Origin of the sequence: Streptomyces sp. NPDC057939, from assembly GCF_042887545.1 — a bacterium.
Lineage (GTDB): Bacteria > Actinomycetota > Actinomycetes > Streptomycetales > Streptomycetaceae > Streptomyces.
The window spans coordinates 1-11914 of the sequence record NZ_JBHVPG010000103.1; the positions used below are offsets into that span (position 1 = coordinate 1).

Here is an 11914-nt window from a genome sequence, read left to right on the forward strand (position 1 = left end):
CCGTGGGAACGGTGACCGGCCGGCGGCCTTCTGTACGTTCGGGCGTGCCCCGGATCAGGCCTTGGGGGCCGTGCCGGAGGTGACCGGGGCGGGTTCGGTGCCCGTCGCCGGCGGGGTTTCCGGCGTGGTCTCCGCCTTGGCGGCGATCTTGATCTCCAGGATCACGAACGTCTTCTCGGGCGTGGTCACGCGCAGGTGGTAGGTGCCCGGGGGCACGTCCGTGGTGAGGAGCTCCGGCAGGAGTGCCTTGCCGTCGGCACCGGTCGCGGGCAGGTCCAGGGCGAACAGCTTCTTGCCGGCCTCGCCCGCGAAGTACGGACCCTTGGCCTTCGCCGGGTCGACGGGCACCCAGGCGCCCGCTTCCTTCTCGACCAGGGCCGCGGTGAGCCGCGTTCCGGCGACGGGCTTGTCCCCGACGGTGGTGAGGAACTGCACGCCCTTCACGGCGGTGCCGGTCACGACCTGGACCGGGGCCGTGCCGTCGACGCGGGTCAGGACGAGCGGCTTGGCGGTGACCTTGCCGTCCAGGGCCAGGGTGAGCTGGGTCTTGGAGTCGTAGGCCGTCACGCGGAGGGTGAAGGTGCCCGCCTTCGGGCCCGCCTTGAGCTTCGGGGCGGTGGCGATGCCCTGGTCGTCCGTGCGGACGACCACGCTGGACTCGTTGAGCGGGGAGAAGCGGGTGCCGCCGGTGGTGTCCGCCTCGACGGCGATGACGACGGCCTGGCCGACGGCCGGCTTGCCGTCGCTGAGCAGCGCCTTGAAGCGGGCGCCCTCACCGAGGACGCTTCCGGTCTCGGCCTCCAGCTTCGCCTCGCCCGCCTTCTCCAGCTTGGCGAGCGTGGCCGGCGCCGGGGTCGGCTCGGTGGGCTTCGTCGGCGTCGTGGGCGTCGTGGGCGTCGTCGGAGTGGTGGGCGTCGTGGGCGTGGTCGGCGTCGTCGGCGTGACGGGCGTGGTCGGCCTCGTCGGCGTGACGGGCGTCGTCGGGAACGACGGCTGCGGGGTGGGCAGCGAGCCCGACGGCGGCAGGGTCGGGAAGTTCCCGGCGGGCGGGTTCGGGACCCCGGCGACGCCGTTCTGGTACTGCCGCATGTAGCCGAGGACGTTGTTCACGTACTCGCGGGAGTTGTTGTAGCTGAGGATCGCCTTGTCGAGCTTGGCCGGGTCCGAGAGGTCCCGGTCGCCCGCGCAGAGGTAGAGGCCCGCGCCCAGCGCCGCGTCGTAGATGTTGTTCGCGTCGCGCTTGCCGTCGGCGTTGCCGTCGGCCTTCCAGTCCTTCCACGTGGACGGGATGAACTGCATCGGCCCGAAGGCGCGGTCGTACTCGGTGTCCGCGTCCCACTCGCCCTTGTCGGTGTCCCGGATCGACGCGAAGCCGTTGCCGTCGAGCCGGGGGCCGCGGATCGGCTTCTCCGTGTACCCGTCGGACTTGAGCCCGTAGCCGGAGGCGTGGACCGACTCGATGCGGCCGATGCCCGCGAGCAGTTCCCAGGGCAGCTTGCAGTTGGGCAGGGCGGCGCCGACCGACACCGCGGCGCGCTGGTAGGCGTCGAGGGCGGTCGCGGGTATGCCGCCGGCTCCCTCGGGGGCGTTCGCCCCGGGCGGCGGCGTCGGGTCGGCGAGCGCGGGCGGCAGGTCGAGTCGCGCGTCGCCACGATCGGTGGCCTGCGGACTGTCCGGCGTCGGTTCGGACTCCCCCGCGCCTGCGGTCGACGGGTTGGTCACGACCGCGGCGGTGGTCAGGCTGGCCGCGAGGGCGGCCGTGCACAGGACCTTGCGCGAGGTGTTGACTACATGACGGTGAAGCGGCTTCACAGTGCGGCGATCCCCCCAAGACGGCCGGCATGGTTTGCGGCCGGTCGAGCCGTGATTCTTCTGTCTATCAGGTATTCCGACGCGACTCGCCGTCACCCCGGGAGATATGACGCACCATTCGTCTCGGCTTCACCACCCTGTGGCCCAGGACGTCCAGGAGAGGCCGCCCCGGACGGCCCGACGGACCGGGCGAGGCGCACCATCCCTGCCGGTAACGCCCCAATGCCCCGATCCGGTACGGCCGGAGGCCCTTTGGCCCGCTTGCGGCATCGCGGCCCACCCGGCGCGGGCCGACCCCGCGCGGACCGGACCCCGGCCCGCCGGCGGCGCCGTCGACGGACCTTCCCATCCACGGCCCCGCCCCCTACCCTGACGGCCCGTCAGATCGAGCCGTCAGGGAGCGCGCCATGCTGTTGCGAGGGAAGACCGTCATCGTCTCCGGCGTCGGGGCCGGGCTCGGCCACCAAGTGGCCGCGGCCGTCGTGCGCGACGGCGGGAACGCCGTGCTCGGGGCGCGGACCGCGGCGAACCTGGCCAAGTCCGCCGCCGAGATCGACCCCGACGGACGGCACACGGCCCTGCTCCCCACCGACATCACCGACGAGACCCAGTGCGAGGCGCTCGTCGCGCTGGCCCGGGAGCGGTTCGGGGGCGTCGACGCCGTGGTGCACGTCGCCGCCTGGGACTCGTACTTCGGGGGCCTCACGGACGCCGACTTCGGTACCTGGCAGCAGATCCTCGACGTGAACCTCCTGGGAACCCTGCGGATGACCCGGGCCTGCCTGCCCGCGCTGAAGGAGAACGGCGGCTCCGTCGTCATCATCGGCACCCAGTCCGCCGTCGCCGCGCCCAACGAGGTCCAGCAGGCCGCCTACGCCGCCTCCAAGGGCGCGCTGACCTCCGCGATGTACTCGATGGCCCGCGAGCTCGGCCCGCACCGCATCCGGGTCAACACCGTGCTGCCCGGATGGATGTGGGGCCCGCCCGTCCAGGCGTTCGTCACGTTCACCGCCCACACCGAGGGGGTTCCCGAGGCCGAGGTGCACGCCCGCCTCACCGAACGGATGGCCCTGCCGGACCTCGCGACCGACGGGGACGTCGCCGACGCCGCCGCGTTCCTCGCCTCCGACCGGGCACGGGCGATAACCGGCCAGTCGCTGCTGGTCAACGCCGGTGAACTGATGCGATGACGACCTTCGTGCATCTACCACCGGCTCGTATGCTCGCCCCATGACCACTCCGAGTGACGCTCCGACCGACAACGCGATGCGGCGCGCGCTGCGGCGGGCCCGCGACGGCGTCGCGCTGGACGCGACCGAGGCAGCCGTACTCCTGCGGGCACGCGGCGAGGCCCTCAAGGACCTCGCCGCCTCCGCGGCCCGGGTCCGGGACGCCGGACTCGCCGCCGCCGGCCGCCCCGGCGTCATCACGTACTCGCGCAAGGTCTTCATCCCCCTCACCCGCCTCTGCCGCGACAAGTGCCACTACTGCACCTTCGTCACCGTGCCCGGCAAGCTCCGTCGCGCCGGCCACGGCATGTACCTGTCGCCCGACGAAGTCCTCGACATCGCCCGCGAGGGCGCGGCGATGGGCTGCAAGGAAGCCCTGTTCACCCTCGGCGACCGCCCCGAGGACCGCTGGCCGGAGGCCCGCGAGTGGCTCGACGCGCACGGCTACGACGACACCCTCGCCTACGTACGGGCGATGGCGATCCGGGTCCTGGAGGAGACGGGACTGCTCCCCCACCTCAACCCCGGCGTCATGACCTGGTCCGAACTCCAGCGCCTCAAGCCCGTCGCCCCGTCGATGGGCATGATGCTGGAGACCACCGCCGGCCGCCTGTGGTCCGAGCCCGGCGGCCCGCACCACGGCTCCCCCGACAAGGACCCGGCCGTACGGCTGCGGGTCCTGGAGGACGCCGGCCGCTCCAACGTCCCCTTCACCACCGGTGTCCTCATCGGCATCGGGGAGACCTACGAGGAGCGCGCCGACGCCTTCTTCGAGCTGCGCCGGATCCAGCGCAGCTACCAGGGCCTCCAGGAGGTCATCGTCCAGAACTTCCGCGCCAAGCCGGACACCGCGATGCGCGGCATGCCCGACGCGGAACTGGAGGAACTGGCCGCCGCCATCGCCGTCGCCCGGCACATCCTCGGCCCGAGCGCCCGCATCCAGGCCCCGCCGAACCTGGTGGACGCCGAGTACGCGCTGCTCATCGGCGCGGGCATCGACGACTGGGGCGGGGTGTCCCCCCTGACCCCCGACCACGTCAACCCGGAACGGCCCTGGCCGCACATCGAGGAGCTGGCCGCGCGGACGGCCGCCGCCGGCTTCGAGCTCCGCGAACGCCTGACCATCTACCCGGAGTTCCTGCGGCGCGGCGAGCCCTGGCTGGACCCCCGGCTGCTGCCGCACGTCCGCGCGCTGGCCGACCCGGAGACGGGCATGGCGAACGAGTCCGCGAAGGTCGAGGGACGCCCCTGGCAGGAGCCCGACGAGGGCTTCGCCGCGTACGGCCGCACCGACCTGCACACCGCCATCGACACCGAGGGCCGCACCGGCGACCGCCGCGAGGACTTCGACCACGTCTACGGCGACTGGGAGGCGCTGCGCGAGGCCGCCGCCCCCGGCATGGTGCCCGAGCGCATCGACACCGACGTACGGGCCGCGCTGGCGCAGGCCGCCGACGACCCCGCCGCGCTGACCGACGCACAGGCCCTGGCCCTGCTGCACGCCGACGGCCCCGCCCTGGACGCCCTGTGCCGGATCGCGGACGACCTGCGCAGGTCGGTGGTGGGCGAGGACGTCACGTACGTCGTCACCCGGAACATCAACTTCACCAACGTCTGTTACACCGGCTGCCGTTTCTGCGCCTTCGCGCAGCGCCGCACGGACGCCGACGCCTACACCCTCTCCCTGGACCAGGTCGCCGACCGGGCCGCCCAGGCGTGGGACGTGGGCGCGGTCGAGGTGTGCATGCAGGGCGGCATCCACCCGGACCTGCCCGGGACCGCCTACTTCGACATCGCGCGGGCGGTGAAGGAGCGCGTCCCCGGCATGCACGTGCACGCCTTCTCCCCGATGGAGGTGGAGAACGGCGCCACCCGCACGGGCATGTCCGTACGGGACTGGCTGACGGCCGCCAAGGAGGCCGGCCTGGACTCCATCCCGGGCACCGCGGCGGAGATCCTGGACGACGAGGTCCGTTGGGTCCTCACCAAGGGCAAGCTGCCGACGGCCGACTGGATCGACGTCATCTCCACGGCGCACGAGCTCGGCATCCGCTCCTCGTCGACGATGATGTACGGCCACGTCGACCAGCCCCGGCACTGGCTCGGCCACTTCCGGACGCTGGTACGGATCCAGGAGGCCGCCCTGTCCAAGGGCGTGGAGGGCTTCACCGAGTTCGTGACGCTCCCCTTCATCCACACCAACGCGCCCGTCTACCTGGCCGGCATCGCCCGGCCCGGCCCCACGGTCCGCGACAACCGGGCGGTCACGGCGATGGCCCGACTGCTGCTCCACCCGCACATCACCAACATCCAGACCAGTTGGGTGAAGCTGGGCGCGGACGGCGCGGCCGAGATGCTCCGTTCCGGCGCCAACGACCTGGGCGGCACCCTGATGGAGGAGACCATCTCCCGGATGGCCGGATCCGGTTACGGCTCGTACAAGTCGGTCCGGGACCTCATCGCGGTCGCGGAGGCGGCGGGCCGGCCCGCGAAGGCCCGTACGACCCTCTACGGCGAGGTGCCCCAGGAGCGCCAGGACGCGGCCCTCGCATCGGACGGCCACCTGCCGGAGCTGCTCCCCGTCCTGGACTGACCGGTCGTACGCGTGCGGGAGCCCGGCCGCTCCGGCCGGGCTCCCGCGTGCTTCCCGTCGGGAGCGGGTCAGCCGACGAGCAGGTCCCGGCGGAGTTCGCGCAGCTCGCGGGAGTCGATGCCGAGGCCGTCCTTCAGGTAGCGGTCGAAGGTGCCGTACTTGGCCTTGACCTCGTCGTAGCCCGCGTTCAGGTACTCGGGGCGGACGTCGAGGAGCGGCTTGTAGACGGCGGCCTGCTGGGGCGGCAGGTGGGAGAGGATCGCGTCGTTGGCGGCCTTGCGGTAGTCGTTGCTGGCCAGGTAGTCGGCCTCGACGGTGGCGCGGGGGACGCCGAGGGCCGTCAGCAGCGCGGCGTTCGCCCAGCCCGTACGGTCCTTGCCGGCGGTGCAGTGGAAGAGGACGGAGCGGGCGCGGTCGTTGCGGACGCCCTCGAAGACCTGGGTGTAGGCCTTCTTGCCGCCCTCGCCGGAGACCATGTTCTTCTCGGCCTCGATCATGGCCTTGACGGCCTCTTCGGGGGTCCTGGGCAGGCTCTGGAAGGAGCCGGAGCCTGCGAAGACGTCGGCGACGACGTACTTGGCGCCCGCCGGGACCTTGTCGGGGTCCTTGCTGCGCTCGTCCTCCATGCGCAGGTCGAAGACGGTCCTCACGCGCAGCCGCTGGAGCTTGGCGAGGTCGTTGGCGGTGAGCTTGTCGAGGGCGTCGGACCGGTAGATCTCGCCCATCCTCACCCACTGGCCGTTGGTGGTGCGGTAGCCGCCCGCGTCACGGAAGTTGGCGGTGCCCTCCAGCGTGATCAGGCGGTCGGCGAGGCGCAGGCCCTCGCCGCGCTCCGGCTCGAAGTCGAACCACTGGCGGTCGGCGGCGGGCAGGCCCTTGACCACGGCCCGGCCCTGGGCGCCGCCCTTGGCGACGACCTTGCCGTTCGCCTTGATCTCGACGCGCTTGGTGCCCTTGGCGCTCCACGTCAGCGTGAAGGAGCCGTCGCCGGAGGCGGTGACGCCGGCCTCGGTGAAGGGGATGTCGGAACGGCTTCCGTGGTGGCCGTTGTTCCAGGGGAGGTCCCAGCCCGAGGCCGAGGCGGAGGGGATCACGACCAGGGAGGTGGTGAGCGCGGAGGCGACGACGGTCGCGGCGAGGAGTGCCTTCTTCATGCCCCGAGGCTGGGTGTCGACGACGAACGCCGCATGAACGAGGCGTGGCCGGAAACAGCCACCCCGAAGGCGACTGGCAAAACGTGCCACATGATGGGACGGCGGCTGAAAATGTTCGTATTCCGGCCGTTCTCCGGTCACTTACGGGCGAGCTGACGGACTCCTTCCGGAATCGACCGAACCTGTCCACTACAGTCACGCCGAACCCTGGGGGGAAACAGCCATGGACACAACCATGTCGAGAGCCGCGGCATCGGCGCCTGCGGGGGCGGCGCCGGAATCCGCGCCGGCCGACACCGCGACGACGACCGCACCGAACGCACCCGCCGCGCCGGCCGGAACCACACCGAACGCCACACCCGCAACGGGCGCGACACCCGCAACGGCCGGCACCCCACCGACCCGCATCGCGCCGCCGGCCAGCGCCGGCCCGGGCCCGGCCACGTCCGCCGGGATGGCCACCGCCCTGTGGGGACGCACCGAACAGCAGGACTTCCGCAGCCGGGTCCGCGGCACCCTCCTCGGCACCGCCATCGGCGACGCCCTCGGCGCACCCGTCGCCGGCCTCTCCCTGAGCGGCATCCGCGAGACCCACGGCCTGGCCGGCCTGACCGAACCGGCCCCCGCCCACGGCCGCCGCGGCACCGTCACGGCCTCCACGCAGCTCACCCTGTTCACCGTCGACGGCCTCATACGGGCCCACGTACGCCGCGACACCGGCGGCTGGCACCCGCCGACCGACGTCCACCGCGCCTACCTGCGCTGGGCCGCCACCCAACACGACTGGGGCCCGGACGAACGCCGCAAGGACAACGGCTGGCTCGCCGGCGAGGAATGGCTCTACGCCCGCCGCGGCCCCGACCGGGCCTGCCTGACCGGCTTCGCCGACGACATCCTCGGCACCCTGGAACAACCGAAGAACCCCACCGCGCGCGACGCCGCCGCGACCGTCCGCTCGGCCCCCTTCGGCCTGCTCGTCGGTTGGGAACCCGCCCTCGTCCTCCAACTCGCCGTCGAGTGCGCCACCCAGAGCCACGGCCACCCCACCGCGTACCTCTCCGCCGGCGCCCTCGCCGTCATCGTCCACGGCCTGACCCGCGGCGAGACCCTCGACGCCGCCGTCCAGCGCGCCCTCGGCCTGCTCGGCACCCGCCCCGGCCACCAGCCGGTCACCGACGCCCTGCAACGGGCCGTCGCGGCCGTCACCCTCCAGGCGCCGAGCCCCAAGGCCGTCGAATCCCTCTCCCCGGGCGACGGCCGCGACGCCGAGGACGCCCTCGCCGTCGCCGTGTACTGCGCCCTCGTCGCCGAGGACATCCCGCACGGGCTGCGCCTCGCCGTCAACCACGGCGGCGACTCCACCGCCACCGGCGCCCTCTGCGGAGCCCTGCTCGGCGCCCTCCACGGCGAAACGGCCCTGCCGCCCGCCTGGCTCGCCGACCTGGAGGGCCGCGCCACGATCCTGGAACTCGCCGACGACTTCGCCCTCGAAATGACCCAGGGCCCGGCCCTCCACGGCCCCTCCGCCTCCGCCCCCGGCTGGCTGGCCCGCTACCCGCGCGCCTGAGGGGCCGGGGGCCCGGGGGCGGGGATCGATCCCCCGTGCAGGTGAGGCGTAGGCCCGACCGGGTCGGCAACCATCCGGCACCGGCGTGCCGTTGACGACGAGGTCAACGGCACCCGGTTCACCGCGTCATCGCGTCATCGCGTCACCGCGTCACCGGGTCACCGCGCACGAGGTCGATCGAGGCGTCGTCCGTGGAGGTCCCGCCTCCGCCCGCACGACCGCCCCGTCCCGCCGCCCCGACCCGCTACGCCGTCCGCGGCCGGATCCACAACGCGCGGGCGTACGCGTACGGTTCACCGTCCGGCGCGGCCAGGGCGGTACCCACCTCGCACTTGCGCCCGTCCACCCCGAGCAGCCAGGAGTACGAGACCAGCCCCTCCCCGGCCACCGGCACGGGCCGCAGCAGCCGCGCCGTCAGGGAGGCCGTGACCGCGCCCGCCGGACCGTCCGCCAGCAACCGACCGGCCGCGTTGCCGGGACAGTCCAGCGCCCCCCACACCAGCTCGGCCGGCAACACCCCGCCCGGACCCGCGAGTTCGGCCCCGGGCGTCCAGGCCGCGGCGACGAGGTCCCGGCCGGGCACCCGCCCGCAGTGCAACCGCAGCCCCGTCGCCGGAGTCCGGCCCAGACCGCAGCCGAAGCAGTCGACCTGCCCGTCCGGTGGATCCGCCCGGTAGCCGTCGGCGGCCTTCAGGGCCTGCTCCCAGGAGGGCGGCGCGGGCAACTCCCCGACCGGCGCCGCGACCGCCGCGGCGGCCGCCAGCAGCACCCCGTCCCCGTCCAGCAGGGACACCCCCTCGGGACCCCGCTCCGGCCGCACCGGCGTCCGCGTCGCCACGGGCCGCCGGAAGTCCACCCGTACCGCCTCCCCCTCGGCCGGGGCCGCCATCCGCGCGGCCAGCAACCCGGCCACGTAGCCGCCGAAGGCCACCCCCGGATAGCCGTGCAACGCCTCCGGCACCGTGATCGTCTCCGTGCCCTTCACACCGTCCACCTCTCCACGCCCTCGTGTGCCACTGCCGGCCTCGCCCGCGAGGCCTTACCGTGGCCCTCCCACGTCTCGGAGGTGCACGCGCCCATGCGGATCGCCACGACCATCTTCCTCACCGACCTGACCATCTCCCCCACCCGGCTGGCCCGTTCCCTCGAAGAGCGCGGCTTCTCCGGCCTGTACCTCCCCGAGCACACCCACATCCCCGTCAGCCGCGCCACACCCGCCCCCATGGGCGGCGACCTCCCCGAGCAGTACGGGCGCACCCTCGACCCGTTCGTCGCCCTCGGCCAGGCCGCGGCCGTCACCGAGCGGCTGCACCTCGGCACCGGCATCACCCTCGTCGCCCAGCACGACCCGATCGGCCTCGCCAAGCAGGTCGCCACCCTCGACCACCTCAGCGACGGCCGCGTCACCCTCGGCATCGGCTACGGCTGGAACGTCGAGGAGGCCGCCGACCACGGCGTCGACTGGCCCACCCGCCGCGAACGCGTCCGCGACAACATGGCCCTGATGCGCGCCCTGTGGGCCCCGCGACCCACCGCCCACGAAGGCCCGTACGGCTCCGTGCAGGCGAGCTCCGCCCACCCCAAGCCGGCCCAGGCGGCACGCGAACTCGCCGCCGGACAACCCCTGTACGGGCCGCGGACCCTGATCGGCGGGTCCGCGGGACCGAAGCTGTTCTCGGCGATCGTCGACCACTCCGACGGCTGGCTCCCCATCGGCGGCCGCGGCCTGACCGAGTCCCTGCCGGTCCTGCGACAGGCGTGGGAAGCGGCGGGCCGCGACCCCAAGACCCTCCAGGTGGTCCCGTACGCGGTCCAACCCAGCCCCGGCAAGCTGAGCCACTACGCCGAACTGGGCATCGAGGAGGTCGTCCTCCAACTCCCCTCCGCCCGCGAGGCGGAGATCCTCCGCACCCTGGACGACTTCGCCCAGTACTTGTGAGCCCAGGAACCGTGACACGCCGCCCCGCGCGGGGTTCCGACCGTCACCCGAACGGCTGGTAGTTTGGCGCGTTCCGCCGATCAACTCGCCTTACCTGGGGGACTTCCCGTGCTCAACCACCTGCGCCTCTCCGCCGTCGCCACCACCGCCGCCGTGGCCGTCCTGACCCTGACCGGCTGCGGCAGCGAGACCACCCCGACGCCCGAAAAGCCCGCCGGGGGCGCCTCGTCCACCCCCGCACCCGGCAGCCCGGCACCGGCCGGTGACGCCAAGGGCGGCAGCCTGGAGGGCGGCTGGATCGCCATGGCCAACCCGGGCAAGGGCGTCATCCTGACCGTCAAGGGGCAGATCGCGTTCGTCGTGGAGGCGGCCACCGGTCTCACCTGCGAGGGCACCACCAACGGCAAGACCATCGACCTGAAGTGCCCGGCCGGTGCCCAGCGCTCGAAGGGCAAGGTCGACTCCGTCGACGCCACCACCCTGAAGGTCACCTGGGAGGGCGCCGCCGGCACCGACACCTTCCAGAAGAGCGAGCCGGGCAAGCTCCCCTCCCTGCCCGCCCTCCCGAAGTAGCCGCCCGGCCCCACAGAAGTCGCCGCCCGGTCCACCACACCGCGCGAACAGGCCGGGGGCCCACCCCCATCAAGGGGTGGGCCCCCGCGTCCGGGTCATGGGCGTGCCCGCCGGACGTCAGCCTCCGCTGCGGCGGTACCCGCGACGCGGCGCCGGCACGGTACGCAGACGGCGCGCACCGGCGGTCCGGGGGAACTGATTGCGCTTCACGGGCGCGGCAGGAGCCGCAGCCAGGAGCGCGATGAGAGCAACGACCGCGAGGAGGATGAGCGCGGTAGCCATGGTCATCTCCTTCTCTTTCGCCGGGTACTGATTGCAGATCACTACCAAGTGTTACCAGAATGGGACACCTTAAACACGAGGGGTAGCCGCAGGCCGTCTCCGGCGCCCCTCCGGACATCCCCCCGCGGCCGGTAATTCCCGCACGGGGAGCAGCGGTTGTGCCGCCCGTGCCGGATGCGACGGTCGGATCAAGGCGGCGGCACCGGACCCGGCGAGGTCGCACCGGCGGCCGGACGCCAAAAACGCCCGTCAGGCAAAGCCTGACGGGCGCCGAGGAAGTAGTCGGTGTCACGCTCGAACCGGACACCCGGCACGACGGCCCGCACGTGCGCCCATATCCCGGGAGCCACGCGGTACTCGCCCGCCACCATCCAGTGATCGTCACCCAGCACGAAGAGGTGCCTGATCGCCAGGAACTGCTCCCGCGAGAGGCAGACGGACTCGACCAGCTCCTCGTCCGCGCCACCGAAGCCGGTCAGATCCCAGGCAAGGTTGTAGCCGTCGGCGAATGGATAGTCGCTGCTCACCGCCTCAAGCTAGGCGCCGACAAAGCCGCCCCGCACCTGCTTTTCGGGGGTGGGTGGGGCGGGATCGGGGGTGGGGGGCTGCGGGTGGGGCGGGGGTGGTCGGTTCGTGGGGTCGGGGGGTGGGCGGGATGTCCTTGATCCGGGTCAGGGCTGGTTTGGTGGTTTCCCGCCGGTCTCATCGTCTCCCCGTGGCGGGCCGGTCCCTCAAGGGCGCTCACTTCGTTCGCGTCGCTTCGCG

General features: G+C 73.1%; 11 protein-coding genes. 5 read left to right on the forward strand and 6 right to left on the reverse strand.

The annotated features are described in order from the left end of the window. Nucleotides 1–54: 54 nt before the first annotated feature. Nucleotides 55–1812 (reverse strand): lytic transglycosylase domain-containing protein, encoded by a 1758-nt coding sequence (locus tag ACFVS6_RS42380; protein WP_389711884.1) that lies wholly within the window; start codon nt 1810–1812, stop codon nt 55–57. A gap of 407 nt (nt 1813–2219) precedes the next feature. On the opposite strand from ACFVS6_RS42380, the gene ACFVS6_RS42385 reads away from it, so the two are divergent. Together ACFVS6_RS42385 and ACFVS6_RS42390 are read left to right on the forward strand one after the other, a co-directional pair. Continuing rightward, entirely contained in the window at nt 2220–3002 is a 783-nt protein-coding gene (locus tag ACFVS6_RS42385; RefSeq protein ID WP_389711885.1) for an SDR family oxidoreductase, read from the forward strand. Between the two features lie 40 nt (nt 3003–3042). Next, nucleotides 3043–5634, forward strand: a complete 2592-nt coding sequence (locus ACFVS6_RS42390) for a bifunctional FO biosynthesis protein CofGH (protein WP_389711886.1) — start codon at nt 3043–3045, stop codon at nt 5632–5634. A gap of 68 nt (nt 5635–5702) precedes the next feature. On the opposite strand, the gene ACFVS6_RS42395 is transcribed toward ACFVS6_RS42390, so the two are convergent. Both ACFVS6_RS42395 and ACFVS6_RS42400 read right to left on the reverse strand, forming a co-directional pair. Continuing rightward, complete coding sequence (locus tag ACFVS6_RS42395; protein WP_389711887.1) at nt 5703–6788, reverse strand: tyrosine-protein phosphatase; 1086 nt, start codon at nt 6786–6788, stop codon at nt 5703–5705. Nucleotides 6789–6983: 195 nt separating this feature from the next. After that, entirely contained in the window at nt 6984–7250 is a 267-nt protein-coding gene (locus ACFVS6_RS42400; RefSeq protein ID WP_389711888.1) for a hypothetical protein, read from the reverse strand. On the opposite strand from ACFVS6_RS42400, the gene ACFVS6_RS42405 reads away from it, so the two are divergent. Then, on the forward strand, nt 7243–8355 hold the full coding sequence (locus tag ACFVS6_RS42405) for an ADP-ribosylglycohydrolase family protein (RefSeq protein WP_389711889.1): 1113 nt from the start codon (nt 7243–7245) through the stop codon (nt 8353–8355). The genes ACFVS6_RS42400 and ACFVS6_RS42405 overlap by 8 nt on opposite strands. Nucleotides 8356–8599: 244 nt before the next feature. Here the strand turns inward: ACFVS6_RS42405 and ACFVS6_RS42410 are convergent, their stop codons facing one another. Continuing rightward, a complete protein-coding gene (locus ACFVS6_RS42410; protein WP_389711890.1) occupies nt 8600–9340 on the reverse strand; it encodes a PaaI family thioesterase in 741 nt (246 codons plus the stop codon). A 93-nt stretch (nt 9341–9433) separates the two neighbouring features. Here ACFVS6_RS42410 and ACFVS6_RS42415 point away from each other — a divergent pair, with 93 nt between their 5' ends. Further along, nucleotides 9434–10294, forward strand: coding sequence for a TIGR03619 family F420-dependent LLM class oxidoreductase (locus ACFVS6_RS42415; RefSeq protein ID WP_389711891.1), 861 nt, complete (start codon nt 9434–9436; stop codon nt 10292–10294). Nucleotides 10295–10402: 108 nt separating this feature from the next. Beyond that, entirely contained in the window at nt 10403–10867 is a 465-nt protein-coding gene (locus ACFVS6_RS42420) for a hypothetical protein (protein WP_389711892.1), read from the forward strand. A gap of 117 nt (nt 10868–10984) precedes the next feature. On the opposite strand, the gene ACFVS6_RS42425 is transcribed toward ACFVS6_RS42420, so the two are convergent. Both ACFVS6_RS42425 and ACFVS6_RS42430 read right to left on the reverse strand, forming a co-directional pair. Beyond that, the gene (locus ACFVS6_RS42425) at nt 10985–11149 is read right to left on the reverse strand and encodes a hypothetical protein (RefSeq protein WP_389711893.1); all 165 of its coding nucleotides are present in this window, start codon (nt 11147–11149) and stop codon (nt 10985–10987) included. A gap of 188 nt (nt 11150–11337) precedes the next feature. Continuing rightward, nucleotides 11338–11676 (reverse strand): hypothetical protein, encoded by a 339-nt coding sequence (locus ACFVS6_RS42430; RefSeq protein WP_389711894.1) that lies wholly within the window; start codon nt 11674–11676, stop codon nt 11338–11340. Nucleotides 11677–11914: the final 238 nt, after the last annotated feature.

Bases quoted from the DNA above. Each gene is read 5' to 3' on its own strand.
- ACFVS6_RS42385 (WP_389711885.1), top strand. From the start codon at position 2,220: ATGCTGTTGCGAGGGAAGACCGTCATCGTCTCCGGCGTCGGGGCCGGG.
- ACFVS6_RS42390 (WP_389711886.1), top strand. From the start codon at position 3,043: ATGACCACTCCGAGTGACGCTCCGACCGACAACGCGATGCGGCGCGCG.
- ACFVS6_RS42395 (WP_389711887.1), bottom strand. From the start codon at position 6,788: ATGAAGAAGGCACTCCTCGCCGCGACCGTCGTCGCCTCCGCGCTCACC.
- ACFVS6_RS42405 (WP_389711889.1), top strand. From the start codon at position 7,243: ATGGCCACCGCCCTGTGGGGACGCACCGAACAGCAGGACTTCCGCAGC.
- ACFVS6_RS42415 (WP_389711891.1), top strand. From the start codon at position 9,434: ATGCGGATCGCCACGACCATCTTCCTCACCGACCTGACCATCTCCCCC.
- ACFVS6_RS42425 (WP_389711893.1), bottom strand. From the start codon at position 11,149: ATGGCTACCGCGCTCATCCTCCTCGCGGTCGTTGCTCTCATCGCGCTC.